This is a genomic window from Streptomyces sp. NPDC085524, from assembly GCF_044541755.1.
GTDB lineage: Bacteria > Actinomycetota > Actinomycetes > Streptomycetales > Streptomycetaceae > Streptomyces.
Genome location: NZ_JBITTH010000013.1, coordinates 85,272 through 109,211, shown reverse-complemented (window position 1 = coordinate 109,211; position 23,940 = coordinate 85,272). Strand labels below are relative to the sequence as shown.

Genomic DNA, 23,940 nt, shown 5'->3' with positions numbered 1-23,940 from the left:
AGAACAAGTCTCACGCAATGGACAGCAGTTTCCACCCTCGGTCCAATGCGTGAGACATCCCATGAGACTCCTGAGGCCATTATTTCTGGGTTCGGAGGGCCTCCCCCAGAAATAACGGAATCACCCGAGGTCGAGTTGCAGGAGATCTTCCTCCGTCTCGCGCCGGACGATCACCCGTGCCTGACCGCCGCGCACGGCGACGACGGGCGGGCGCAGCGCGTGGTTGTAATTGCTGGCCATGGACCTGCAGTAGGCGCCGGTTGCGGGCACGGCGACGAGGTCGCCGGGCGCCAGGTCGGCGGGCAGGAAGGCGTCCTTCACGACGATGTCGCCGCTCTCGCAGTGCTTGCCGACGACGCGGACGAGCATGGGCTCGGCGTCGGAGGTGCGGGACACCAGCGAGATGGAGTACTCGGCGTCGTAGAGGGCGGTCCGGATGTTGTCGGACATGCCGCCGTCGACGCTCACGTACGTCCGGAGCCCCTCGAGCGGCTTGATCGTGCCGACCTCGTAGAGCGTGAAGGCGGTCGGCCCGACGATGGCCCGCCCCGGCTCGACGGAGATCCTGGGCGCCTTCAGCCCGGCGCTCTCGCACTCCCGGGCGACGATCTCGGTCAGCGCCTTGGCGATCTCGTGGGGCTCGCGCGGGTCGTCGTCGGACGTGTACGCGATCCCGAGGCCGCCGCCGAGGTCGATCTCGGGCAGCTCCACCCCGTGCTCGTCGCGCACGGCGGCCAGCAGCTGCACGACCCGCTTGGCCGAGACCTCGAAGCCGGCCATGTCGAAGATCTGCGAGCCGATGTGGGAGTGGACGCCGAGCAGCTCGAGGCTCTCGTGCCCGAGCGCCCGCCTCACCGCCTCGGCGGCGCTGCCGTCGGCCACCGCGATCCCGAACTTCTGGTCCTCGTGCGCGGTCGCGATGAACTCGTGGGTGTGCGCTTCCACACCCACCGTCACGCGGATCTGCACGGGCTGGCGCACGCCCGCCTCACGGGCGATGTGCGCGACGCGGGCGATCTCCTGGAAGGAGTCGAGCACGATGCGCCCGACGCCGGCCTCGACGGCCCGGCGGATCTCGCTCTCCGACTTGTTGTTCCCGTGAAAAGCGATCTGGGATGCCGGCATCCCGGCGGCCAGCGCGGTGGCCAGCTCCCCACCGGAACACACGTCCACGTTCAGCCCTTCCTCCCGCAGCCACTTGACGACGGCCTTGGAGAGGAACGCCTTGCCGGCGTAGAACACGTCGGCGTCCTTGCCGAAGGCGTGGGCCCAGGCACGGCACCGGGAGCGGAAGTCCTCTTCATCAAGAAAATAGGCGGGGGTCCCGAACTCCTCGGCGAGCTTGGTGACTTCGATCCCGCCGACGGTCACCACACCATCTCCATTACGGGTGACGGTCCGCGCCCAGACCTTCTCGTCCAGCGCATTCAGATCATCGGCGGGCGGGGAGTAGTGCCCCTCGGGCAGCACATCGGCGTGACGGGGTCCGGCGGGGTGCGCGGAACGGCTCATCGGTATCTCTCTTCGCAGGTCACAGTCGTTCGGATGCGTCCATGCCGAGCAGGGCCAGGCCGCCGGCCAGCACCGTCCCGGCGGCTTCGGCAAGAGCCAGCCGGGCACGGTGGGCGGCCGAGGGTTTCTCGTCGCCCTTGGGCAGTACGCGGTGCTGGAAGTCGAGCAGCGCGTCGGCCGGCTCGACGAGGTACCTGGCGAGCCGCTCGGGCGCACGGTGGTGCGCGGCGGCTTCGAGTGCGAGGGGGAAATCGGCGAGGGCCCGGACCAGCGCGGCAGCACCGGCCGAATCTCCGGCATCGCCTGCGCCATCGACGTCCCCGGCCTCGGCCTCGGCCTCCGCCCGGAACCCGATCTGCTCGGCGTTCCTGCTCAGCGCGCGCGACCTGGCGTACGCGTACCGCACGCGGAAGAACTCGTTGGCCTCGCCCTGCACGAGCAGCCGGTCGTCGAACCGGGGCGTCTCGCGGGCTGGCACGACGACCATGCCCCAGACGGCGGCATCTGCCCCGTACCGGTCGACGACGTCGGAGTCCCTCTTCGCAAGCGGCGCGACGAAGAAATCACCGGGCAGCTCGCGTGCATGCCCGCCCTGGACCCGCAGGAGCCGCAGCACACAACGCCGCACAACGGTCTCGCGCAGCCCGCCGGCGTCCCCCTCGCCCTCCGCGAGGAGGGCAGCCGCTACCCGCAGGTCCCGGCTCGCGACGTCCCGGACCACGTCGGGGGCGGAAACCGCGGGCAGCACGAAGTTCAGGAACCCGGCCCCGGTGACCTCGACACTCTCGATCCCCGGCTCCGCACCGAGCCGCCGCGCCAGCACGTCCGCCACACCACGCGGCGGGAATCCGGCGCCGCCGACACCCTTGGCACCCTTGGCGACCTGAAAAGCGACGGGCGAGGCATAGTCCCCCACCCCACCGGGCCGGGTCCGCTCGACGACGACCCGCTCCGGCACGACCACCGCCGCCGGCAGCTCCCCGTCCTCAACGGCGCAGCGCACGGCACGTACGACGCAACGGGAGAGGTCAGCGGGGGTCACGGGACCAGCCTAGGGGAGACGCCCCCTCATCCCGCGAAGAGTTTCGCCATGTGAACAGCTACGTGAACGGAGACGCGAACGGAGGCCTGCGCAGACACTCGCCGACCTCACCCCCTCCCCCTCCCGGCAGGAGCCCCTTTCCTCCCGTCGCGCCGGTCCTTGCGCTCGATCAGCCGCCGCACGACCCGTACCAGCTCGGCGGGCTCGAACGGCTTCGCGAGGAAGGCATCTACCCCTGCCGCGATCCCGGCCTCGACCTCCTGCTGCGTACAGGCACTCACGATCGCAACGGGCACGTCCCTGGTCCGCGGATCGGCCCGCAGCTGCGCGGCGGTCCCGAACCCGTCGAGTCTGGGCATGACCACATCAAGGGTGATGGCATCAGGACACACGCGATGCACCACGTCCAGACACTCGGCACCATCATTCGCGGTCACGACCTCGAAGCCCTCCAGCTCGAGATTGACCTTGATCAGCTGCCGGATGACCTTGTTGTCGTCGACAACAAGAACCCGGCCTGAGACGCCTGGCACAACTCGAGAGTAGGTCGACCCAACCCCCCGCGTCCGGGTTTTCGCCACTTCCACCCCCTCCGGGCGACCCACCCCCTACTCCCCCGTAAACGGGTTCCTGATCACCCCGTGGAAGCTGGTAGTGTTCAACCCGTCGCAGCAACACCGCGACAGCGCCCCCGTAGCTCAGGGGATAGAGCAACGGCCTCCGGAGCCGTGTGCGCAGGTTCGAATCCTGCCGGGGGCACTTCTGATGAAGTGCCCAAAGACCCCGCCACCAGCGAGAACGCTGAGGACGGGGTCTTCGCGTATGTGTAGCCGTGTGCCAGGCCATGCAGCCCTATGACAGCCCCTGCGGCCTATTCGCGGCCTGGATCCCTCCGCAACTCCCCAGGTCAGCCCGGGAAACACGAAGGCCCCCGGGTCTCCCCAGGGGCCTCGGGCCGCAACGGCTCACCTCTCACTCGTACTCGCGAAGCAGCTCCTCGATCCGCCGGTTGCCGACCTCCTGCCGGCCGTCGAGGCACTTCGCGTACCGGCCGAGCAGAACCTCCACGCTGTTGCCAGCCCGCGCCGCAACCTCGGTCGGGTCGACACCCGCGTTGAGCCAAGTGGAGAGCGCGGAGTGCCTCAGGTCATACGGCCGACGCGCGAGCGGAGAGGCGACCACGGCCGGCGGCAGGGCCAGGAGCCGCGCCTCCTGCCAGGCCCGGTAGTACGTCGAGGAGGACACCACTCCCCCACCCTCACTGAAGAAGAGCCGCCCGTCCTCGGCGGTCCTGAAGGTATCGATGTGCTCCTGCAGGACAGCAACGAGCTGGGGCGGGATCGGCACACGCCGCACCTCCTCGGCGGGCCGGTTCTTGAGCCCGCGGTCGTCATGACTCAGGCCGGAGTCCGTCCACTGCCGCCCGACACTCGGGCGGGACCGGTTCAGCAAGGCCTCTCCCCAGCCACTGGCGGGGAGGGTGAGATCCGGCAGGGACAGCCCGACCGCCTCGGCGGGCCGGAAGCCCCCGAAGTACATCCCGGCGAAGAGCCCGACCAGGCGCCGGCCGCGGCCCCGCTTGAAGCCGCCGATGTAGGACACGGCGCACAGCAGCGACCGCGCCTGCTCCGGATTCGCCACGACGCGGGGATCCACGTCGTTGGCAACCTTCGGCTTCTGCCAGCGGACAGCGCCGAGGGGATTCTCCTGGAACTCACCGAGATCAACCGCGTAGTGCATGGAATTGACCAAGGTTCGCCGCTTCCGGTGAACGGTCTCAGCTGCGGCAGCAGTCCCGTCGAGCTTGATCTTGAGGGAGTCGAGTACGGCGCGCCCCACCACAGGATCCACAAGATCCCCGAGAGGACGGGAGGCCTTGGAAACCCAATGCAGCGCGTTGGCGATCTCGTCCGGGATTTCTCGATCACCAGGCCCCGGCAAGACGAATGCCCAGTTGCGCAGCGCTCGCCTGAGAAGCCTCTCCTCCGGGCGTCCGGGCCGATCGTCCAACAGGGCCAGCGTGACCGAGGTCAGCGACTCGTTGATCCCGTCACGGGTGTTCGGAGCCGCGTGCGGCCACTTCATCGCGAGGTACTGCAACGCGAAGGAGTACCAGCTGAGGGATGCCCGGCGTTCCGCCATCGAGTCGGGAAGACCCGATGCCGTATCGAATTCCTCGCCGTCGCGTGCGGCACGAAGGAGCTTCGACCTGAAGCTGTCGGCGAGCGCCTTCGTCTTCCGGGTTTCGGAGAAGGGCAGCCCCGCAACCTTCCATCGAACTTCGTAGGAGGGACGCTTTCCGGGCTTGACGCGAATGGACCAGACCCGCACATCGGTGGACTTCACGCGGCAGCTCCCTCCCGACTCCTCAGCCAGGCAAGAAAGTCACTCCGCCACACCCGCAGCTCTCCATTCGGCAGGGTGAATGCTTTCGGCGCCTTGCCGAGTTCACGCCACCGGTAGAAGGTCCGCCGCGAGATCCCCTTCAGCTCGGAGAGGACCTCCGCCGTGGTCATCAGCTCGTCCTTCACGTCACGTCCCCTTCCAATTCGAGCAGGGCTTCACGGGCGGTCTCTCGGTTGAGCTGGATGTCGCGGGCGATGGTGGCGGCGAGGACGGATTCGCCGGGGGTGTGTCCGTGGCCGGCGTACTGCCAGGAGGCGAGGACGAGCACGGTGTCTGGCGCGACGTCGTCCAGGCCGCGGGCTTCCCGTTCCTGGGCTGCGCGGTAGTCGGCGCGGGTCTGGCGGAGGGCTCCGAGGGTGGTGGAGTACTGGCGGGACTTGGTGGAGAAGTGGCCTCGGAAGCCGAGCATGTGGGCCCAGCGGGTGAGCGGGCGGTCTGGATAGAGGGGCTGTAACGCAGCGCAGGCCTCCATAAGGCGCCGGGCATGGTCGGCGATGGGCAGCCGGGCGAGGTCGTCGCTGAGGCCGGTGCCGTGGCAGCGGGAGCAGTCGTTCAGTGCGGAGCCGGGGCGGTAGTAGCGGTCGGAGAGGCCGGATCCGCGGCACCTGCGGCAGTGCACAGCCGTGTCGGTCGCGCCGGTGGTCTCGGCCGCTTTGGTGGCGTACTTGGCGACGTACGAGGCGACGGCTTGTTCTGTGATGTCGGAGCCATCCCCGAAGGCCTTGATGGGGCGGACGTCGAGCTGCGTGCCCCAGCGGAAGGTCCGGGCGGGCTGACCAGCGGCGGCCGGGACCGACACCGAAGTGTAGGAGTGGGTGACCGCGGCCCGGATCGCCCGGTCGAGGAAGTCGGTGCTTGCCCACGGGGGTGGCGGGCCGAGGGGGCCGGCCGGTCCGTCGATGCGGATGACTGCGTGGAAGTGGATGGCTCCGCGCTTCTGGAACTCGGCGACCTTGCCGTAGGAGAGGCGGGCCACCTCCTTCAGCTCCCGTTGGGTCAGCCCGGCGTAGGCGGCGATCTCGCGGCGCAGACGGGTGGTGAAGCGCTGCCACAGTTGACCGGCCACGTTGTTGAACAGGACGGCAGCGGCGTAGTCGTAAGTGGCCGGGTCGAGGGCGGTGCCGAGTTCAGCATCATCCCCCTGGTGGTGCTTGCCGCAGCGGCACGGGCGGCCGGCGGGGCGGTTGTGGACCGGGCCGAAGGACGGAGCCGTGAGGGTGACGAAGGCGCGGGGGTGCTCACGGACGGTCTCGGGGATGCCGCGGCGGTCGTCTCCGGCGAGCCCGGCACGGATCAGGTGATAGGTGTCCCCCGCGTACGTCCAGGCGCAGGCGGGGCAGCGGGAGGCGCGGCGGTTGCCGCAGGCGATCCGGAGGCGGGCGCCGGGTTCGTTCTCGGTGGAGTAGCGGTGCAGGGTCTCGCCGGAGGTCTTGTCCTTCGCGACGGTCCAGCCGGTGATGTGGATCGGGTCGGAGCACCCGCCGGTGCGGCGGATCTGGTCCTCCCAGCGGGCGTAACCGGGAGCCCCGGCCACCTTCAGCATGTCGCCGAGGAGGCCGGGGTCCAGGTCCGCGAGGGGCGCGGGGTTGGTCACGCCGTCACCGTCCGGCGGGGACGGATGGAGCGGCGGTTGCCGGTGCCGTGGCAGGCCTGGCAGTGGGCGGTGATGGTGCGCAGGGCGCCGGTGCGGTCGCGGCCGCCGAGGGTGATCTTTACGGCGGGGAAGCCGTCGCAGTCGGGGCAGATCTGGGCGGGCGTGATGGTGGGCTGGGCCATGATGGTGCTTCCTTCCGGTTCGTTGGATCGGGCAGGAGCGCGGCGCCGGGACGGCGGAGACTTGGCGGTTGAGGCCGTCCCGGGGCCGGTCAACGGCTCTTGAACTCCTGGCGCATGGCGCGGACGAGGAAGAGCAGGACGACGCCGCTGATGGACAGGGCGACGGCGGTGACCGCGACGGCCAGGAGCAGCGAGACGGCGACGGAGGCCAGGGCGAGGACTCCGGCGACTCCGCCGGCGGCGAGGGCGAGCGTGGTACCGGGCGAGTGCTGGACCAGGCCGCCGAGGGAGGTCGGGGACTTCGCGGGGACTGGGGCTGGTGCCGACTCGGAGTGTTCGACGGGCGCGGGGGTCGGGCGGATGGTGGCCGGGGTGTACGTGTCGGGGCTGGGGTACTTGGGCTTGAACACGGCTGATCTCCTTCCGGGGTGGGTTACTTGGTGATGGCGGTGTCGATGACCGGGGCAAGGAGGCTGTCCGCGAGGAGGTAGCCGCCGAGGAGGATCACGGCGACGAGCCACCAGGGCGGGCGGATCAGCTTGATTCCGAGGGCGCCGACGACGATCAGCGCGAGCCAGAGCGGAACGTCCATGACGGGTGGCCTTCCGGGGTCAGCTGACGCGGCAGCGGTGGGAGCGGGCGGCGAGCTGTGCGGCAGTGCTGGTCGTGTAGTTCGTGACCGACCAGCCGCATCCGTCGGTGGTACAGACGGCAGCGTGCTTGGTACGGCCGTGGCGGTCGCGGTAGGTGCCGATCTGGACGGGGCCTATCTGCATGAGCGAGTGGAAGCGATCCGGGGCGGGCATACGGGGTCTCCTTTTCAGGCGAGTTGGGCGGTGATGGCGACTGCCATATCGGCCGGGACGCCGAGGCGGGCACGCAGGGTGTCGGTATCGAGCGCCGTGCCGGTGCGGGCCAGATGATCGGCTGCGAGCTTGCGGGCGTGCTCGACCAGCGCGGCCGGAACGGGCACCGGCTCCGGTGCTGGTACGGGTGCGGGGAGGGCGGGGACAGGCTCTGGCTCGGCGACAGGCTCGGCGGCTGTGTCACGTTCGATGACCGTGGACTCGATCTCGTCCGCAGGGGCGCTGTCTTTCACCGGGCCGGGACTGGCAGCCGGCGTGGGGTGGACGAGAAGGGTTCCGCCGAGGAAGGCCAGGGCGGGCCAGCCGGCGACCAGGATCCGAAGCCAGTCGGGGACGTGGCCCAGGTCGAGGAGTCCCGCGGTGGCGACGTTCGCGCCAAGCGAGGCGACGAGTGCCACGGTGAACCAGGTCCAGGCCGAGCGGACCGGTTCCCCGGCATCTCGCAGGAGCCGGAGACGGCGCCAAGCGGCGACCAGGAGCAGGTCCACGCTGACCGGATAGGCCCACGCCTTCCAGCCGGCCTGTCCGGCTGCTTCGGCCAGGTCGTGAAGGTGGGCGAAGGACAGGGCCCCGGCGATCACGGCCTGTACGAGCACGGCGTCCGGGCGGGCCTTGGGAAGCATCGGGGTTCCTCCTTCCAGGGGTTGGAGCCAGGGCCGGGCAGGGCGATTGGCCAGCCGCCCGGCCACGGCGGCTCAGGTGGTAGGGGCTTCTCCGGTGCCGAAGCAGGCCAGGCAGAAGGCGGCCTGCCGGTCTGCGGTGTCACGGGGAGTGCGGCGGGATCCCACGCGGACGGTTTCGGTGGTCTCGCCCTTGCCGTCGCAGTCGGGGCACTTCTTCGCGGTGGGTTTGCGGGCGGTGCTCTTCCTCGCGGTGGCCATGAGGATCACTCCTGCTTCTTGGCATGGGAGGGGTAGGGACCTGGCGTGATGCGGTCACGCCGACCGATGGAGCAGGGGGAGGTTCAGACGCTCGCGGCGGTGGGCTTCGGCTGGACGGTGCCAGTCAGCGCCGGGGTCGGGAGTGCCGGCCGGAAGGGGGCGAGTTCGCCGATGTCCGGGGTGCGGTGGGCGTTCGCGTTGCAGACGTTGACGGCCTGGCGGAGCGTGAGGTGCGGGGTACGGATACGAACCCAGCCGCCGGAGGAATCACCGACCACGGCCGTACCGGGTCGGTCGGTGGGGATCTGGACCGTGGCGAGGACAGCGTCCGGGGAGATGTCCCCAAAGGCCATGTTCGCCGAGGTCTCGTCATTGACGCGGTGAGCGGTGCGGCCGGTGAGCTGGGCACGAAGCATCGTGATCCCCTTGCCGAGTTCGGAGCCGAAGCGCTGACCGCAGATCTCCAGGTAGATCCCGGCAGCGCGGCCGAGCTGGGCGAGGCGAACCAGGTCAGTGATGATCTGATCCCGGCGCTTCTCCTCGTCCTTGGTGACGTACAGGGCCAGCTCTGCCACCTCGTCGACCAGGAGCACGACCGGCACCGGGCGCAGGTGCTTGGGCAGGTCCCAGATGTTCGCAGTGATCTCCGCGTCCGGGATGTCGGCGCTGATGCGCTGCTCCCGTCGGATGATGTCGTAGACGCGGGTCATGTAGCGGACGAGCGCGGCGAGCAGGTCGGCGGCGGTGTCGGGGTTGTCGGCGAGTGCGGTGAACCGGCGAGCGAGCGGGGCGAGTTCCACGCCGTTCTTGCAGTCGATCCCGGCAAGGGCGACGTGCTGAGTGGCGAGGCCGGCCACCAGGTTGCGCAGGTAGACGGACTTCCCGGACTGTGTCGCCCCGACGTTCAGGGCGTGGGGCACCTGGAGGTAGTCCCGGTGGAACACCTCGCCGTCCTCACGCAGTGCCACCGGGACGCTCATGGGTTCGTCGTCGCGTAGGGCGGGCATCTGGACCCGCTTGAGGACGTCGTAGCCGGTCATCCTCAGCTCGATCACCGAGGACTTGATCTCCCGGGCGGTGACGTTGTGCAGGGCGAACGAGTGCCGGAGCCGGTCAGTGGCGGCGGCCACGTCGTAGGCGTCCTGACCAGGCCGGAGCTTGAGCCGCAGAACGAGACCCGTGCGAGTCGGCCGGATCCGCAGGATCCGAGGTGCTCGGGATTCCGGGACTGGACGGTCGGACCAGCGAGCCAGGGCCAGGCGCCACCGCGAGGGCGGGACGGTGAGCCCGCAGGCCTCCATCACCGACCGGTAGCGGACCAGGACCCGCAGGGCCGCGAAGGTGACCCCGAAGGTCAGCCAGTACCAGGCCGGCCACCGCCACCGAAGCACGAGTGCGAGGGTGGCTAGAACCAGCAGCGTGACCGTTAACCAGTTCACCGTCAGGCCGCCTTCGGCTTCGACGCGTCCCCGGCGAGTGAGGTCACCGCGACCGCACGGAAGCTGATCCCGTGCCGCTTCTGGCCGTTGAACTCGTTCTCCCACGGCCGGGCCACCAGCCCGGTCAGCGCGACCGGCGTACCCATGGCCAGCTGACCGGAGACGTCGGGCTCCGCCACGGTGACGGAGATGACCTCGGCGTTGCCGTTCATCACGAACAGCACGTCGACGGTCACGAGGTTGTTGCCGGTCTCGTTGTCGACGGCAACCTGGCCGGTCTTCTTGTCGCGCAGCTTCAGCTGCGGCGGCTGGGCAACCATCACGGTTGCGCCGGTGGTGTCGACAGGGATCTGACGCATTGATGCTCTCCTTGAATCGACCAACTTGGCCCACTTAGTGGGTCAACCTGACTTGAGGATGCACTTGTCATACCTAGTACGTCAAGTGCTGAATCTCGACTCCTGCGGACGCGGTGTGGTGCACTTGGTGCGACAACCACTGAGAGGGGCTATGGCCGAGTTCACCGGGCGTGCGAGGTACCTGGAGATCGCTGACGACTTCAAGCGGCGAATCCGAGACGGGCAGCTGGCTCCGGGCGAGAAGCTCCCTTCCGAGGCCGAGCTGATGACCGATCACGGCGTTTCACGCACTGTCGCCCGCCAGGCGATCTCCCGCCTCCGGGAGGACGGCTATGTGATCTCGCACCAGGGCAAGGGCAGTTTCGCGACCATTCCGGGTGAAGACCGTCCTGTGAAGCGCAGCCCCGAGTTCGAGCAGATCACCGAGTACCTGGCGGAGATGCGCCGGGACATGCATCGGCTCGCCGAGCGCATGGACCAGGTTGAGGCTCTGGTGCGGAAGCAGTCGCAAGCCGAGTGACCATCGCGTCCGCACGGCGTACAAGTGCCGCGACTTCCTCACCAAGCACCTTGACCTCACTGATCAGTTCCAGCACCTCAGCCGCGGTCAGCGCCACCCGCCCCGCCCCCTAGTTGCACCTTCGTTCCGACAGTCGTTCGAGCTGTCTGCAACGCTAGGAGCAGATCGCAGCACCACCCCGGAAAATCTCTCCGGGGTCAAGCTGAGAGACGGGGGGACGCTCTTCTCATGCGAGGAATGACGACGAACCTGACGATCGGCGAGCGCGTTGCGTGGTACCGCCGGCGGCGTGGCCTCTCCCAAGAAGTCCTGGCCGGACTCGTCGGCCGGACAGTCGACTGGCTGAGCAAAGCCGAGAACAACCGGCTGGAGCTCGACAGGCTTTCGGTCATCAAGTCACTGGCCGATGCGCTGGACGTGACACTCGGCGATCTCCTTGCCGAACCGGCCCTGATGGACTGGACAGCCGACAGCGGCACACGCACCGTGCCGGCCCTTCGGTCTGCACTCATGAACTATCGCCAGCTCACCCCACTCCTGGGGGTCACCACCGAAGGCGAGGCAACACCGCTCGACGAGCTGAGCCGCAACGTCGCCGAGGTCTGGGACGCCTACCAGAACTCCCACTACGGCTTTGCAACGCGCCGTCTTCCGCTCCTCCTCGCCGATGCCCTCATCACTGCCCAGAGCTGCGAGGGTGCAGAGCGCGAACGGGCGCACGAGCTGACTGCCATGACGTACCAGGGCGCCGCCATGGTGCTCACGAAGCTCGGCGAAACGGACCTCGCCTGGATCGCGGCCGATCGAGGACTCGCCGCAGCCCAACAGTCCGGAAACACCGTGGTGACGGGTTCTTTGCTCCGCTCTGTGGCGCATTGCCTGCTGTCCAACGGCCGCTTCGATGCAGCCGTACAACTCGTCGGCGACGCTTCCGACCACCTGCGTCCCGGACTCGAAGATGCCGGCCCCGAATTCCTCTCGATCTACGGGACGCTCTACCTCGCAGGCTCGATGGCCGCTGCCCGTGCTGACGATCGCGCCACGACACGCGATTTCCTCGCCGAGGCGGACCAGGCGGCTCAGCGACTCGGCCACGATGCCAATCACGTCTGGACCGCCTTCGGCCCCACCAACGTCGCAATCCACCGCGTAGCCACGGCGGCCGAGCTGGGCGACATGCAGGTCGCAGTAGACCTTGGACCTCGCATCGACACCAGTACCCTGCCGACCGAACGTCGCACACGCCACAATCTCGAAGTGGCGCGGGCGCTCAGTGCTCACAACCGCCAGGACGACGCCCTCGCCAAGATCCTCGAAGCGGAGGTCTGGGCACCAGAGCAAGTGCGGAGCCACTACCTCGCGCGAGAACTCGTCCTCTCCTGGGTTCGCAACCACCGAGGGCGCCCGAGCCGGACGCTGGCCGACCTCGCCCACCGACTCCACGTGATCTGACATAGGTAGGCTCACCTGCATGGCAGCGAACGAGCACGAAGCGAAGATGGCGCACCCGCGGATGGCAGCGGGTGCGCTCTTCTTTGACGACTCCGGCCGCATCCTCATGGTGGAGCCGATCTACAAGAACTACTGGGATATCCCCGGCGGATACGTAGAGACCGGGGAGTCCCCGCTCTCCACTGCCAGGCGCGAGGTCGAGGAGGAGCTGGGTATCGCCCCGCCGCTGGGGCGGCTGCTGGTCGTGGACTGGGCCCCGAGCGCCGACGAGGGCGACAAGGTTCTGTACCTCTTCGATGGCGGACAGCTCAGCCCCGAGGTTCTGGCGCAGATCGAGTTGCAGGCCGACGAGCTGAAGAGCTACGCGTTTGTCGAGCCGGACGAAATCAGCGAGCGCACCATCCCGCGGCTTGCCCGCCGGATCCTCGCGGCCGGCAAGGCCAGGCAGGAGGGCACCCAGATCTACCTGGAGCACGGTCAGCAGCCACAGGAAAACGCGGCTTGATGCGAAGCGGTCAGGAGCGCAGCCAGGCTCGCTGATGGCGGGCCACGGCATAGACCTGGTCCACCTGCTCCATGCTCAGCTTGCCCGAGAGCGGGCCGAGCGCGGAAACCTCCCGTTCCAGGTACACACGCACATCATGCTGTGTGATGGCCCGCCGGATAGAGGCCGCCCCAGCGAAGACCAGCACGGGCTCCACTGGCACGGCGAAGCCGCAATACCGCTCCAGCACTCCCCGGACGTATGCAGCCTCGCCCTTACTGGCGGCGGTGTACGGCACGGGCGGGCCGCCATTCACCTTGGCCATCTCATCCCCGACCCAGACCGAAGCGCCTGGGTGGTTCTTGGTGTTGATCGCAAAGATCCCGCCGCTGCCGATCAGCAGGTGGTCGATGTCCCCGCCATTGCTCTTCCGCACTCCGTGCAGGACGCGCCAACCGTGGGCGGTCAACCGCTGCAACTCACGACCGACACGACGCTCGCCCTCCAAACCGCGGTACCAGGAATCCCACTCCGAAGGCCGCCTCAGCATCTTGGACCAGGCCCGCTGGACGAATGACGGCCCCCGGGCGGCGATCGTCTCTATCAGCATCGCGCCGGGCGGGTTCCGGGCAAGATCGTCAGCCACGGTCAGCTGCGGCAACTTCAACGGACGATCAGCGCCACGCTCGATGCCCCGACCTGAGCGTGGAGCCTTCCCGGTTCCCGTATCGCGAGACTGCCCCGGACTCGATGAGGGTGGCTGGACGGTTGCAGACTCCCCCAGGTGCTGGCGGAGCAGGGCTACCGCTTCGCGCTGGTACTGCGGCACCTTGACCGTGATGGCTTTCGTCTTGCAGTCCGCCCAAGCGACCGCAGTGCCATCCGGCAGATTGACGTACAGCCGTTCCAAGCCGTGCCGCTTCCACGAGCTCACGGTGAGATCGCTCATTGGCCCCCCGATGTGTGCCGACCCCAATGACATGGGACCAGCCAGGCACGGGCCCGGCAAGAGCGCCTTGCGATAAGAGTTTCCCTACTTCATCAAGGGCGCTTCCGCCGCCAAGGCGGCGTCGCGCGCCCGTCGCCCCGGGCCTGCGCTCCTGTCTCCGCCCCGCTCCAGCCCGGGGCGCCGGCCGCGCGCCAATGGCTAAGGCTCGACGGGAGACAGGCCTGGCCTGATCGGTCGGCTTCCTGTCAGCACAGATGCCTCCGGCGGGGGCGCTCAGGCTCCGGGATGACCTGGGCCCGTACTGCGACAACCGGCCGGTTCGTGGTTCGGGAGGAGCTGTCATCCCGTCTGCCGTCGACCCAGGCAAGCCATAGCAGACCAGGCTTCTGGGGCCCAGGTCGTTCGTCCAGTAGGGCGCTCCACCTGGGCCCCAGAAGCCTGCCCCACTATCACTCCGTGTGGGTCGACGGCAGACGGGATGACAGCAGGGAGCGTTGTGGCTGAGGCAGCAGCCCCAGCGGGCTCAACGTGGCGCCAATCGGGCACCTCTCCAGGTCAGCAAGGCACCCATCTGGCAGACATTGACGCGCGCCGCAACAGCACAGCGCAACACAAAAACGTTACGCTACGCGTTCAAATCTCGACCCGGCAAAACGTTCCGCCACCCTCCGTAACCGATCACACGCATCCAACAGGCGGACCATCCACCGTGGGTACGCCTGAACGGGGATGTGGAGCCCCCTACACTCCTGCCGGCCAGGCACGACCCGTGACAGACTGCCCGTGTGAGCGAGCCCAAGATGACATCCGCGACGAACCTGAAACTCGCCCTCAAGTGGCCGAGGGAACAGCCCAAGGCCCTACTGTCCAACCAGTTCGCCGTGTCCCTGGGGGTTCCAGCCGGCTCGGGGCCAGATGAGATCTACCTGATGATTGGGCATGTAGATCCCCCGTTCCTCGTCGGCACTCCAAGCGATGTTGAGAATCAAGCTGCCCAGATCCAGTCCTTGGAAGTTGACGTGCTTGGGCGCTACGTCTTTACTCGAAGCAGGCTGAGTGAGTTGATTAGCCTGCTGCAGGGAGCTGCAGACATCTACGATCGAGCGACAGGGGGCACGCTAGATGAAGACGCAAGCGAAGGGCCCTGAGCAGGCCTCGCAGCTCAGCGCTGTCAGCCAGACCCAGGTTGAGGTCTTCCCGTGGCTGATCAGCAGCTCGTTCGCAAGCAGCACCGCTGTCAGTGACGACCATGGATACAGGGATTCAGTGAACGCGCCTCTGAGCCGCGCTACTGTAGTGGCCCTCAACCAGCGCTTCCAGTCCGGGAACGTCCCTCGTCGTAAGGTGCGTAAGCTCGTTTGAGCCAACTTTCGTGGCAAGTGGCTACGAAGGCAGACAGGACCCTCATGCAGGGTTTCACCTGCACTGAGCCAGCCAGACGGAACCCTCGCAACGGGCGGAGCTTGCCCCACCACAAAGAGTGGGAGTTCGAGGTTCAGAAGTGGTTTCGCTCTGGCGACGCGATGGCCGACGCCAATGGCGACGCAGTGCATGACGGTCGCCTCCTGCTTGGGTTGGTAGGGGGCGGCCTTGCTGCATGTGCGTCCCACTCGCGCCTGAACCACCCTGGAGTTGAGACACCTCTCCGCAAGCTGCTCGCGTTCCCGGGTCCAATCAGAAACTTCAAGGCGTTCGGGATCGACTGCAAGCACCGCGGCCAAGGTGGCGCTATCGCCGATGACGCTATGGAGTACGTCCTCGCAGACATGTTCGCTCGCGAGAGATACGCCCCGACGCTCGTGATTGCGCGCGTGGACCGCCGCAACGCAGCAAGTGAGGCCTTTCTCGGGAGGCATGAGTTTGCACTGATCGATGATCTTCCCGAACCGGATGAGTACCGGAACTGGTTCACGGTCCTGGAAGCTGAGTAGAACTGAGTCCACGGCCACCATCGGACGTGGGCAAGGCTCTGACCTGCAGATATCTGAGACGCGCTGAGGCTACGGAGCTGTGCGTCGGCGGTGCTCCTGTCCGCCTCGCCGGGGCCTCCTAGTGGTTGTCGTTGACGGGGCGATGACTCAGCCCGGGTATACGGAGCAGATAGCCAAAGGGTGCTCGTGTGCCAAGCCCGCGATCATGAACGGTGGCAGCAATGACGGCGCCACACCACCAAACGGCCCAGGGCCAGGTCTCCTGGGCAGGGGTTATTCACGTGTGGTGGGTGTGGGGTGGGGTGCGGGACCATGACCAGGTTCAGGCCACGGGCTGGGATGCCGGCGTGGTGGCCGCCGGCCGGCACCGCTGCCCTGATCCCGAAGGCAGCATGGTTCCAGAGGGGCAATGCCCATCAGGGCAACGGCACCGACCTCGAAGGAGCAGACCATGGCCGGCACAGACCCCCAGTGCGATAGCGGCATCATCCCCAACCCCGAGGGCCTCATCCTCTGCCCCGCCTGCAACCACGGCTACGACCCCCCGCGACCACCACTACTACGCCGACTAACGCTCCCAGGGCCCCGGCGCGAGCGGGGCCCGAAGCCAGTACGGCAGCGCCAAACAGCAAGGCGCCACGCTCAGCTCACAAGTGCCTTAAGCCTCTCGTGCAGGAGGGGATAGTCCTGAACCCGCGGCGGCGCGACCGGCTCGGCAGGAGGCGGGTTTGGCGGAGCCCAATTGACTGCTTCCAGGACGTCGTCGACGAGCTGCTTCATATCGTTGTCATCCAGCGCAATTACGAACCCACGATGATCCAATGCCGTGTCTCGGCAACGACTCAAGAAGCGCTCTTTGTCTGCGAAGGACCGGCAGGCCAAGATGCCGAACTTCCCTCGCAGCGGAGAAAATCGGGACGAGAGTTGATCAAGTTCAGGATTCCCGACCTCTTTGCCATAGTTCTTGCACTCAACAAAAAGATATTGGGATGGAATTTTATGGCGCGACAGAAATCGAAAGAATCCATCAGTCGCAGTGTTAGTGTAGGAGATGTCCACCCTCTTCCGGCCTTCATGAATATCCTCTTCCATCTCCGGCATTGCAAGCGATGGATAGAAGAGGGCACTTAGAAGAGCTTCCACGCGCGCGTGATAGGCGTTCGCGTGCTCCTTACCAGCCGGCGTCTCCACTACGGCATTAAGCAGTGCCTCGTAGTCGGGTGGCATCGTCTTGCCCACCTCGCTCAACTCCTCGTGTGAAATAGGCTTCGGAGCGACGCCCTTCTTGATCTCCTTGTAGTGGTGGTACACGGACGCCCTACGCAGCGTCTCCCTTGTCACGTCAGGCTTCGAGCGCCCATACGCCTTCTCAATGTCGCCCCTATAAACCTTCTTGGCGCCACTCTTCAAGACCGTTACGAGCTTACTGCGAGGATCCGCTTCCTCTTCGGCCTGCAACGCCGGCACCAGATGATTCTTGTAGTACTCACCGCGAGACAGGTGCAGGTCCCGTCGTACGATCAACTTGGGGACAAGGAGCAACTTCTCCCCGTCCGCGACCGGAAGCTTGATGTACTCTTGCTCCCATTTGAGCGATTGCGGGTTCCAAACAGGCCCGCTATCGACACCCTCTACCAGTGGAATCCTAAGGACCGCGGCCATCTGCTGGGTGTAGGTAATCAATGGCCCACGGATGATGTTCGTCGTGATATCGGAGACGATATCTTTGTCGACCTTATCAATGAAGAAAGCCGTGTCTTCCAGATCTTCGATCAGACCAGATTTAGCTGCCTGACTTGCAGCCAGCTTAGCGGCGAAATCCTGGCTCATCTGCTTTCCGAAGCCCCTGCCAGCACTCTTCCCCTTCGAGATGCCCAGGTGCGTCTCGTTAGGTTCTCCAAGGTTCCCAAGGAGGTAAGCCGAGCGCTCTTTGTCGCCATGCCGAACGGCGTCCAGAACACTATCGAAGAACGTAGTGAGCATGAATATGCACTCCTGCCCCCAATCATCAGACAGGTGGCGGATGGTGCTGGGGTCGATGTAAACAGGGATGTCGGCAATAGTGTCAACATCGACAAAGTCCAGCGTCCCCTGCGTGCGGCCAAGGTTGTAGTACTCCGAAACCCGCATGAGCCCCCCTGATCGATCAGCACCGAGCGACAGGGGCTCTCCCTACCCGAGTTATCACCCTCGGTAAACACTCGGCTGGTCTAGCCGGTCCACGCCTAGGGCGGCGCATCGAGGAAGGCTCCGCGCATCCTCCACGCCTGCGCGGCCTATTTGTGGACTCACCAGGGCATGCGCTCGGGCCGTAAGGCTGTGAGCTGCCGAAACGCGTGAGACGCACGGGGCCTCCGGAGCCGTGTGCGCAGGTTCGAATCCTGCCGGGGGCACTTCCGATGAAGTGCCCAAAGACCCCGTGATCAGCGAGTTTGCTGACACGGGGTCTTTTCTTGGGAGCGAGCTGAGGTTTGCTGGAAGCATCTCCTGACGGCCCGAGGGCGCACAGAGGCCATGTTCAGGTGGCCGAGCGAGGGGATGCCCATCGATGCGCCCACTGTCAGTGGCTTCCGGGAGAATGAGCCCATGACCATGGACCTGGCAGACCTCCTCGGCACGAAGGAAACGGCATGCCTGGAGTTCAAGCAGAGCGCCAAGCGCCCTGAGGCAATCCGCAGGGCGATCTGCGCACTCGCCAACGATCTTGGCCGCCATAGTGGGGGTGATCTGCTGATCGGGGTCGCCGACAACGGACTGCCCGTCGAGGGAGTCGACACCAGCGACCGGGCCCTGCTTGCCTTGACGGATATGCGGGACGACGGTCTCATTCTTGACCGGCCCTCCATGACGGTGACCGTCGAGGCCTACCAGGGCAAGCCGGTTATCCGCATCCGCGTGGAAGCAGCCTCAGCGCCACCCGTGCGGTTCGACGGGGTCATCTGGGTTCGGCCGGGACCAACCACGCGCCGCGCCAACCGGGACGACGAGCGAGTCCTGACTGAGCTCCGTCGCGCCGGCGATGGTCCATTCGACATCAGAGCCATGGCCGGGAGCACGCTGGACGATCTCGATCTGGGAGTGTTCCGCTCCAGCTATCTTCCGGCCGTCGTAGACCCGGACGTCCTGCAAGAGAACGGGCGCCCTTTGCTCCAGCAGCTGGCATCGTGCGTTTCGCTGGCCTCGACGGCACCCCCACGGCACTCGGGCTGCTGATTACGGGGTTCGATCCGAGCCGTGTGATCCCTGGCGCGTACGTCCAGTTCGTCCGCTACCAAGGAACGGAGCTGGACGCTCCGGTCGTGGACGATCAGGAGTTGCGACACAACGTCATCGACACGGCGGCGCGGCTTGAAACAGTGATGCGTGGCCATCTCCACACCCGGCTGGTGGACTCTGGCGGATTCCGAGAGGAACAGCATCCCGAGTACCCCTTCGAAGCACTGCGGGAGTTGTGCATGAACGCCCTCATGCACCGCGGCACGAGACGTCATACGCACCCGTTCGTATCGCTTGGTTCGAGGACCGTATCGAAATCACCAACCCCGGCGGCCCATTCGGTCAGGTTCGAAGCGATAACTTCGAGCAAGTAAACGACTACCGCAACCCGTCCCTGGCCGCGGCCATGAAGGCTCTGGGGTACGTGAACCGATTCGGGCGTGGCATCGGCAGGGTACGCACCTCGCTGGAACGCAACGGTAACCCGGCCGCCGAATTCACCGTAGACGACTCGTCCTGGTCCGTTGTCCTCAGGAGGGCACAGTGATCTCTGTCGCGCTGTTCAACAACAAGGGCGGGGTTGGTAAGACCACTCTCACCTACCACCTCGCCCATATGCTCCAGCGGCAGGGCAAGCGCGTACTCGCAGTCGATCTCGACCCGCAGTCCAATCTCACAGCGGCAGTTCTGGACGAGGCCGAGCTGGAGGTCCTATGGGGGCAGGACTCTGAACTGTTCGCACAGGACGGATATGCAGCGCAGCAGGCGCTCTTCAGTAGAACGGACGGCCATCGCACGATTGCGGACGCAGTCCGCCCCATCCTCGAAGGCACCGGTGACATCGAGCCGGTAAACCCTGTAGCCGTCGTGGACGGACTCTGGCTGCTCGCCGGCAATCTCGAATTGAGCAAGTTCGAAGACAGAGTCTCCGCATCGTGGCTCAGCGGCTACGGCGGCGACCTGGCCGCCGTGCGGACTACCACCGCGTTCCATCGGATCATCGAGGGCGCCGCCGCCGCCGTGGACGCCGACATCGTACTCATCGATGTGGGCTACTCAACCTTGGCCCCACGCTCCGAGAATGGCGTACCCAATGGCGTGACCTGGTCCAGCCGAAGATTCCCGCGAACATCTCTGCGCCCACTGCGACGATGGAACCCCTGGGATATGTGATTATACAGCCCGAGATGCGGCTGGACCGGCCCGTGCGTGCGTACGAGCGCTGGCTGACCCGCATCCCCTGGGTCTATGGAACAGCAGTTCTCGGTTATGACACCTGGCCGAGTGACGACCGTTCGTATGAGATCGCAACGCTGCGGAACTATCGCAGTCTCATGCCGCTCGCCCATGATGCGCGTAAGCCCATGTTCGACCTTCGGGCCGCGGACGGTGCGCTGGGCAGCACGCAGAAATACGTGCAGACCTGCTACCAGGAGTTCCGCGATCTGGCACAGGCAATCATGGATCGTCTCGAAAACACTGCGGTCTGATCGGCGAACACTGAGCACGGTGACGAGTAGCACCAGACGATCTCGCTGCCAGACCCGAAACGGCGCCGGGACTCAGCAGCGGCAGGTCTCCGGCAGGGCGGCAGGAGCGAGTTGGCGCATGACTGCCTGGTCTTCGGGAGTCATGCGCGTGAGACGGCCGGCCAGGACGTCGAAGTAGCGGTGTCGACTCCAGGCGTCGTGATCTCCCACGACGAAGAGGCGGCGGCGGGCGCGGCTGACCGCCACGTTAAGGAGGTTCGGGGTACACGAGGCCCAGGCCCGCGGTCCGGCTTTGGTGCCTGATCCGAGTACCAGCAGGACGACGTCGGCTTCCTTGCCCTGAGTGGTGTGCACCGTGCCGATCCGGTCGCGGGGGACGGTCCGGCAGAGGCTGCGTTTGAGACCGCCGACGACATCGCGGAACGGGCTGACCACAAAGATCTGCCCAGGTTCCAGGCCCTGATCCATAAGTCGGTGCACGATGACGTTCGCCGCCTCGCCCTCCCCAGGGCTCCATTTCCCGTCGGACGTGCCCGCCCCGACATGCCACCACACGCTGCGGCGGGCGATCGGGTACTCCTCGTCGTGGTGGACGCCATGCACCATCAGGCCCTCGTAGGCGATGTCGTTGCTGATGCTGAACATGGGGTCCTCGCAGCGCCGGTGCACCCGGAGCGGCGAGCCGACCCATACACGTTCCTCTTCCCCTCCGCTCGGGGCGGGCAGCCAGGTCCCGTACCGGTTCAGCCGGTCGGCGACGCGCTGCGCCGAGGTACTGGAAGGGGCCCACTCCTCGTCCACTCCGAAGGTGCGGCGTAGTGCCTGCTGGCCGGTGTGCGGAAGCGTGACGACCGGCTCCAGCTGGAGGGGATCGCCGACGATGACGGCCCGCTTGGCCCGCCAGAGCGCGCCGACCGGCATCTGGGCGGTCGCCTGGCCGGCTTCGTCGATCAGGACCCAGCCGAGTGCGGCGGCGCCCAGCCCCGCGAACATACGGTCCAACGAGGCGAACGTGGTGGAGACGACCGGGACGGCGAGGAAGAGGTTCTGCCAGGCCGCGAGCACCGTGGCCGGTGGGAGTGTTTTCGGGGCGTCGCCGCACAGCACGTCCATGGCCGCGTCGAGGTTCTTGCGCATGCGGTCCGCGGCTCCGAGGAGGAACGCCCGGTGCAGGTCCATGGCGGCGAGGAAGAGCCGGGTGCGGGCACGGGTGAAATCCGGATCGGACCAGGGCGAGGAGAGTTCGCGGGCTTCTTCGGGTGTACGCCCTTCGGTCGCCTCCTGTCCCGGCAGGTACGGTCCCCAGCGCTCGATGGCGTCGGTGACCGTCCACCCGACCTGTGCCGCATGCCGGTTCGCCCCCTCCAGCTCCTCTCTGAGCCGATCGAGGTCCCGGGCGGCCATTTCATCAGCACGCTCGTGGATGGCGAGGATTCGGGTGCGTTCGTGGAATGCCTCGCGTGCCTCCCGCTCCGCAGCCCGAAGGAGCTCGTCCTGCATCTCCCACTCGCGCCGGGTGGCACCGAGTGAGAACACCCCCGCCATGAGGCCGGGCCTGGTCTGCCCGTGCTGGGCAAGTCGTTCGAGCGTTGCCTGATGGATCCCTTGCGCGGTGTGCCGTACGGCACGGGCCTCTTCCAGCGGTACCCGAAGCCCCCGCCACCGCTCCTCGGCGTCCTGCGTCCCGCGGCGGGCGGTCTCGACGGATCGCATGGCGGCGTGATACGCGACGAACGCCGTCTGCGCGTTCTGCCGCTCGTCCCGCATGGCCACTACGGCCTGCCGGGCCTCGCGGAACCGACGCACCGCCTGCTGCCAGTCTGCCGTGGTACTGCGCTGGGCAACTGCCGTCTGCTTGAGCAGCTCGCGCATGCCGACATTCTCCTCGCCGCCCTGGGCTCTGCTGCGCGCACCCGCCTTCGTCGGCCCGAACCAGTAGTCGCTACGGAAATCCAGCCGGTTCCCCTTGTTGCCGAGCTTCGCCGCGAGTGCCCCCCAGGCCGGGGAGCCGTCAAGGATGAGCCGCCCCTGGTCGGGAAAGTACGAGGCTTCCGGTTGCCATTCGGCGGCAACGGAACCGGCAGCCGGGAGCTCCACCGAGACGTTCTCCACGGCGCCGTTGTTGGCCGAGGCGATGACCATCTCGTAGCCGGTCAGCTCCGGCTTGAGCGGGAGCAGCGAGCGGGAGAAGTTTCCGGTGCTCCAGCGCAGCGGGGTTTTCTGGAACGCGTCCTCGGGGCGGGCGAGGCCTGCCAGCCGTTCTGCCCGCAGGGCCAGAACCGCCGCGATGAGGTCGCGTAGCTGGGTGGTCTTGCCAGTGCCCGGAGGGCCGTTGACGGCGTAGAGGCCCTCGCCATCGGCCAGCTGCTCAAGGATCGTGTTCACGGCGAACTGCTGGCTCAGGACGAGCGGGTGCCCGGTCTTGGCTGGCCAGCGGCCGAGAGGGAAGCGGGACGGTGTCACCCCGGCCAGGACCGCACCGGGCTGCTGCCTGATGTCGACCCGCGCGTGGGTCCGTACGGCGTGGGCGGCCGTCAGGTACTCCCCCAGGGCACGCCCCGGGTCCCCCTTCGCGAGTTTCCCGGCGACGAGGTGGAGGTCATCGGCGATGAAGCTGTTGAGGAACTCCGCTCCACTCGGCCGGCCGGCCTTGCGGCGGGATACCTCACGGGTCTGTACCCGCACGGTGTGGGGCGCCAGATCCTCCGTGACGCCGAAACGGTCGGCGAGCCACCGGGTGACCGCCGACAGATCGCGTACGGTCAGCGGCTTGACCCCGAGCTTCGGAGCCTCGCCCTCGTCGTCGGTCTCGCTCGCAGCCTCGCCCTCGCCCTGCCCGCTCCCCGGCAGGTCGGGCAGCAGCCCCTCGGCCAGGCTTTGCGCCCCGCCTGCGACGAGACCCGCCGCGACCTCGCCCAGGAGGGGGGCGAGGGCAGGGGCGAGGACGCCGCCCATCGCGCCGAGAGTGATCTGGCAGACCAGTCCGGCGAAGGGAACGGCGCGACCCGCCACCCTGTCCACGATGTCGAGCTTGCCGTCACCGAGGTCGAGGAGGGTGCGCTCGCAGTACTCCTTCTCTTCGTCGAAGCCGTCCAACCAAGTCCGGGCGCCGGGCCCGGGCTTGCGCGCACGGCCCGTGGCCCATGCGCAGGCCGAGAAGACGATCGAGTCCTGGACGAGGAGCCCGTCCTCGGTGACCTCGAAGGCGAGCATCGCGCTGTCTCCGTCGAGGCGCCCGTCGTGGTCCTCCTCGCCACCGCCGAAGACCTCGAGCAGGACGTCTCGTACGGCGGCGATCCGGTAGACCCCGCAGTAGACGGTGTGCTGACGCGTCATGTTCCGGTCGACCGGCCGGCGCCGGACCGGGTGCCCCTGCTCCCATGGCAGGGGCGTGCCGGCGTCGACGGGATACATCCCCTTGCGCGGGTCGGTCTTCCCCACCTGCTGTGGGCTGAACATCTCCACGGCGCGCCAGTACCGCACGATGTCCGCCCTGCGCTGCCGCTCGCCCCGCACTGTCATCCAGCCCCCGCCCCCACCGTTCCAGCCGCCACGAGTTGGATCACCCTAGTGGCCGCCGACAGGCGCGCGGGAGGCGCGCGCCCGCCGTCCGGGGG

At 67.1% G+C, this 23,940-nt stretch carries 26 protein-coding genes and 1 tRNA gene; 10 read left to right on the top strand and 17 right to left on the bottom strand.

Annotated features, from left to right (window positions below; translation table 11 throughout):
• Window positions 1-120: 120 nt before the first annotated feature.
• The 3 genes from lysA to ACIGFK_RS21410 form a co-directional block, all read right to left on the bottom strand.
• Window positions 121-1,512: a diaminopimelate decarboxylase gene (gene lysA, locus ACIGFK_RS21420; protein WP_386469076.1), complete on the bottom strand. Its 1,392-nt coding sequence runs from the start codon at window positions 1,510-1,512 to the stop codon at window positions 121-123.
• A gap of 19 nt (window positions 1,513-1,531) precedes the next feature.
• Window positions 1,532-2,554 carry an ArgS-related anticodon-binding protein NrtL gene (gene nrtL / locus ACIGFK_RS21415; RefSeq protein ID WP_400053148.1) on the bottom strand — a complete coding sequence of 341 codons (1,023 nt, stop codon included), beginning with the start codon at window positions 2,552-2,554 and terminating at the stop codon, window positions 1,532-1,534.
• A gap of 107 nt (window positions 2,555-2,661) precedes the next feature.
• Complete coding sequence (locus tag ACIGFK_RS21410) at window positions 2,662-3,135, bottom strand: response regulator (protein ID WP_376657954.1); 474 nt, start codon at window positions 3,133-3,135, stop codon at window positions 2,662-2,664.
• Between the two features lie 106 nt (window positions 3,136-3,241).
• Between ACIGFK_RS21410 and ACIGFK_RS21405 the strand changes: the two genes are divergently transcribed.
• Window positions 3,242-3,313 (top strand) — tRNA-Arg (locus ACIGFK_RS21405).
• Window positions 3,314-3,526: 213 nt separating this feature from the next.
• Here the strand turns inward: ACIGFK_RS21405 and ACIGFK_RS21400 are convergent.
• The 11 genes from ACIGFK_RS21400 to ACIGFK_RS21350 form a co-directional block, all read right to left on the bottom strand.
• Window positions 3,527-4,900, bottom strand: a complete 1,374-nt coding sequence (locus tag ACIGFK_RS21400) for a tyrosine-type recombinase/integrase (protein WP_400053146.1) — start codon at window positions 4,898-4,900, stop codon at window positions 3,527-3,529.
• Window positions 4,897-5,070, bottom strand: a complete 174-nt coding sequence (locus ACIGFK_RS21395) for an AlpA family transcriptional regulator (protein WP_073798448.1) — start codon at window positions 5,068-5,070, stop codon at window positions 4,897-4,899. The genes ACIGFK_RS21400 and ACIGFK_RS21395 overlap by 4 nt, the downstream gene beginning before the upstream one ends.
• 11 nt (window positions 5,071-5,081) lie before the next feature.
• Window positions 5,082-6,503 (bottom strand): replication initiator, encoded by a 1,422-nt coding sequence (locus tag ACIGFK_RS21390; RefSeq protein ID WP_400053210.1) that lies wholly within the window; start codon window positions 6,501-6,503, stop codon window positions 5,082-5,084.
• 47 nt (window positions 6,504-6,550) lie between these two features.
• Window positions 6,551-6,736 carry a hypothetical protein gene (locus tag ACIGFK_RS21385; protein ID WP_400053144.1) on the bottom strand — a complete coding sequence of 62 codons (186 nt, stop codon included), beginning with the start codon at window positions 6,734-6,736 and terminating at the stop codon, window positions 6,551-6,553.
• A gap of 89 nt (window positions 6,737-6,825) precedes the next feature.
• Window positions 6,826-7,146, bottom strand: coding sequence for a SpdD protein (locus ACIGFK_RS21380; protein ID WP_400053142.1), 321 nt, complete (start codon window positions 7,144-7,146; stop codon window positions 6,826-6,828).
• Between the two features lie 23 nt (window positions 7,147-7,169).
• Complete coding sequence (locus ACIGFK_RS21375; RefSeq protein ID WP_328298446.1) at window positions 7,170-7,328, bottom strand: hypothetical protein; 159 nt, start codon at window positions 7,326-7,328, stop codon at window positions 7,170-7,172.
• Between the two features lie 19 nt (window positions 7,329-7,347).
• Complete coding sequence (locus tag ACIGFK_RS21370; RefSeq protein ID WP_112446752.1) at window positions 7,348-7,542, bottom strand: mobile element transfer protein; 195 nt, start codon at window positions 7,540-7,542, stop codon at window positions 7,348-7,350.
• Between the two features lie 14 nt (window positions 7,543-7,556).
• On the bottom strand, window positions 7,557-8,225 hold the full coding sequence (locus ACIGFK_RS21365; protein ID WP_400053140.1) for a DUF2637 domain-containing protein: 669 nt from the start codon (window positions 8,223-8,225) through the stop codon (window positions 7,557-7,559).
• A 72-nt stretch (window positions 8,226-8,297) separates the two neighbouring features.
• Window positions 8,298-8,483: a hypothetical protein gene (locus ACIGFK_RS21360; protein ID WP_400053138.1), complete on the bottom strand. Its 186-nt coding sequence runs from the start codon at window positions 8,481-8,483 to the stop codon at window positions 8,298-8,300.
• Between the two features lie 83 nt (window positions 8,484-8,566).
• Window positions 8,567-9,922 carry an FtsK/SpoIIIE domain-containing protein gene (locus ACIGFK_RS21355; protein ID WP_400053137.1) on the bottom strand — a complete coding sequence of 452 codons (1,356 nt, stop codon included), beginning with the start codon at window positions 9,920-9,922 and terminating at the stop codon, window positions 8,567-8,569.
• A gap of 2 nt (window positions 9,923-9,924) precedes the next feature.
• Window positions 9,925-10,281, bottom strand: coding sequence for a hypothetical protein (locus tag ACIGFK_RS21350; RefSeq protein ID WP_384729822.1), 357 nt, complete (start codon window positions 10,279-10,281; stop codon window positions 9,925-9,927).
• 151 nt (window positions 10,282-10,432) lie between these two features.
• Between ACIGFK_RS21350 and ACIGFK_RS21345 the strand changes: the two genes are divergently transcribed.
• The 3 genes from ACIGFK_RS21345 to ACIGFK_RS21335 all read left to right on the top strand — a co-directional run bounded on the left by ACIGFK_RS21345 (window position 10,433) and on the right by ACIGFK_RS21335 (window position 12,758).
• Complete coding sequence (locus ACIGFK_RS21345; protein WP_400053134.1) at window positions 10,433-10,801, top strand: winged helix-turn-helix domain-containing protein; 369 nt, start codon at window positions 10,433-10,435, stop codon at window positions 10,799-10,801.
• 237 nt (window positions 10,802-11,038) lie between these two features.
• The gene (locus ACIGFK_RS21340) at window positions 11,039-12,253 is read left to right on the top strand and encodes a helix-turn-helix domain-containing protein (protein ID WP_400053132.1); all 1,215 of its coding nucleotides are present in this window, start codon (window positions 11,039-11,041) and stop codon (window positions 12,251-12,253) included.
• Window positions 12,254-12,272: 19 nt separating this feature from the next.
• A complete protein-coding gene (locus ACIGFK_RS21335) occupies window positions 12,273-12,758 on the top strand; it encodes an NUDIX domain-containing protein (protein WP_400053130.1) in 486 nt (161 codons plus the stop codon).
• Window positions 12,759-12,768: 10 nt separating this feature from the next.
• On the opposite strand, the gene ACIGFK_RS21330 is transcribed toward ACIGFK_RS21335, so the two are convergent.
• On the bottom strand, window positions 12,769-13,686 hold the full coding sequence (locus tag ACIGFK_RS21330) for a nuclease-related domain-containing protein (protein ID WP_400053128.1): 918 nt from the start codon (window positions 13,684-13,686) through the stop codon (window positions 12,769-12,771).
• A 785-nt stretch (window positions 13,687-14,471) separates the two neighbouring features.
• On the opposite strand from ACIGFK_RS21330, the gene ACIGFK_RS21325 reads away from it, so the two are divergent.
• The gene (locus tag ACIGFK_RS21325; RefSeq protein ID WP_400053126.1) at window positions 14,472-14,834 is read left to right on the top strand and encodes a hypothetical protein; all 363 of its coding nucleotides are present in this window, start codon (window positions 14,472-14,474) and stop codon (window positions 14,832-14,834) included.
• A 231-nt stretch (window positions 14,835-15,065) separates the two neighbouring features.
• A complete protein-coding gene (locus ACIGFK_RS21320) occupies window positions 15,066-15,617 on the top strand; it encodes a hypothetical protein (RefSeq protein ID WP_400053124.1) in 552 nt (183 codons plus the stop codon).
• A gap of 642 nt (window positions 15,618-16,259) precedes the next feature.
• On the opposite strand, the gene ACIGFK_RS21315 is transcribed toward ACIGFK_RS21320, so the two are convergent.
• Window positions 16,260-17,747 (bottom strand): hypothetical protein, encoded by a 1,488-nt coding sequence (locus ACIGFK_RS21315; protein ID WP_400053122.1) that lies wholly within the window; start codon window positions 17,745-17,747, stop codon window positions 16,260-16,262.
• 456 nt (window positions 17,748-18,203) lie between these two features.
• Here ACIGFK_RS21315 and ACIGFK_RS21310 point away from each other — a divergent pair, with 456 nt between their 5' ends.
• The 4 genes from ACIGFK_RS21310 (at window position 18,204) to ACIGFK_RS21295 (ending at window position 20,323) form a co-directional block, all read left to right on the top strand.
• Window positions 18,204-18,830: a helix-turn-helix domain-containing protein gene (locus ACIGFK_RS21310; RefSeq protein WP_400053120.1), complete on the top strand. Its 627-nt coding sequence runs from the start codon at window positions 18,204-18,206 to the stop codon at window positions 18,828-18,830.
• Between the two features lie 238 nt (window positions 18,831-19,068).
• On the top strand, window positions 19,069-19,380 hold the full coding sequence (locus ACIGFK_RS21305) for an ATP-binding protein (protein WP_400053119.1): 312 nt from the start codon (window positions 19,069-19,071) through the stop codon (window positions 19,378-19,380).
• A complete protein-coding gene (locus ACIGFK_RS21300; RefSeq protein WP_400053117.1) occupies window positions 19,377-20,006 on the top strand; it encodes a ParA family protein in 630 nt (209 codons plus the stop codon). Before ACIGFK_RS21305 ends, ACIGFK_RS21300 begins: the two co-directional genes overlap by 4 nt.
• A gap of 14 nt (window positions 20,007-20,020) precedes the next feature.
• Window positions 20,021-20,323 carry a hypothetical protein gene (locus ACIGFK_RS21295; protein WP_400053115.1) on the top strand — a complete coding sequence of 101 codons (303 nt, stop codon included), beginning with the start codon at window positions 20,021-20,023 and terminating at the stop codon, window positions 20,321-20,323.
• Window positions 20,324-20,395: 72 nt separating this feature from the next.
• Here ACIGFK_RS21295 and ACIGFK_RS21290 read toward each other — a convergent pair whose 3' ends face one another.
• Window positions 20,396-23,845, bottom strand: coding sequence for a DEAD/DEAH box helicase (locus ACIGFK_RS21290; RefSeq protein ID WP_400053113.1), 3,450 nt, complete (start codon window positions 23,843-23,845; stop codon window positions 20,396-20,398).
• Window positions 23,846-23,940: the final 95 nt, after the last annotated feature.

Bases quoted from the DNA above. Each gene is read 5' to 3' on its own strand.
- lysA (WP_386469076.1), bottom strand. From the start codon at position 1,512: ATGAGCCGTTCCGCGCACCCCGCCGGACCCCGTCACGCCGATGTGCTG.
- ACIGFK_RS21395 (WP_073798448.1), bottom strand. From the start codon at position 5,070: ATGACCACGGCGGAGGTCCTCTCCGAGCTGAAGGGGATCTCGCGGCGG.
- ACIGFK_RS21390 (WP_400053210.1), bottom strand. From the start codon at position 6,503: ATGCTGAAGGTGGCCGGGGCTCCCGGTTACGCCCGCTGGGAGGACCAG.
- ACIGFK_RS21385 (WP_400053144.1), bottom strand. From the start codon at position 6,736: ATGGCCCAGCCCACCATCACGCCCGCCCAGATCTGCCCCGACTGCGAC.
- ACIGFK_RS21375 (WP_328298446.1), bottom strand. From the start codon at position 7,328: ATGGACGTTCCGCTCTGGCTCGCGCTGATCGTCGTCGGCGCCCTCGGA.
- ACIGFK_RS21370 (WP_112446752.1), bottom strand. From the start codon at position 7,542: ATGCCCGCCCCGGATCGCTTCCACTCGCTCATGCAGATAGGCCCCGTC.
- ACIGFK_RS21365 (WP_400053140.1), bottom strand. From the start codon at position 8,225: ATGCTTCCCAAGGCCCGCCCGGACGCCGTGCTCGTACAGGCCGTGATC.
- ACIGFK_RS21360 (WP_400053138.1), bottom strand. From the start codon at position 8,483: ATGGCCACCGCGAGGAAGAGCACCGCCCGCAAACCCACCGCGAAGAAG.
- ACIGFK_RS21350 (WP_384729822.1), bottom strand. From the start codon at position 10,281: ATGCGTCAGATCCCTGTCGACACCACCGGCGCAACCGTGATGGTTGCC.
- ACIGFK_RS21345 (WP_400053134.1), top strand. From the start codon at position 10,433: ATGGCCGAGTTCACCGGGCGTGCGAGGTACCTGGAGATCGCTGACGAC.
- ACIGFK_RS21340 (WP_400053132.1), top strand. From the start codon at position 11,039: ATGACGACGAACCTGACGATCGGCGAGCGCGTTGCGTGGTACCGCCGG.
- ACIGFK_RS21335 (WP_400053130.1), top strand. From the start codon at position 12,273: ATGGCAGCGAACGAGCACGAAGCGAAGATGGCGCACCCGCGGATGGCA.
- ACIGFK_RS21330 (WP_400053128.1), bottom strand. From the start codon at position 13,686: ATGAGCGATCTCACCGTGAGCTCGTGGAAGCGGCACGGCTTGGAACGG.
- ACIGFK_RS21315 (WP_400053122.1), bottom strand. From the start codon at position 17,747: ATGCGGGTTTCGGAGTACTACAACCTTGGCCGCACGCAGGGGACGCTG.
- ACIGFK_RS21310 (WP_400053120.1), top strand. From the start codon at position 18,204: ATGACCATGGACCTGGCAGACCTCCTCGGCACGAAGGAAACGGCATGC.
- ACIGFK_RS21295 (WP_400053115.1), top strand. From the start codon at position 20,021: ATGCGGCTGGACCGGCCCGTGCGTGCGTACGAGCGCTGGCTGACCCGC.
- ACIGFK_RS21290 (WP_400053113.1), bottom strand. From the start codon at position 23,845: ATGACAGTGCGGGGCGAGCGGCAGCGCAGGGCGGACATCGTGCGGTAC.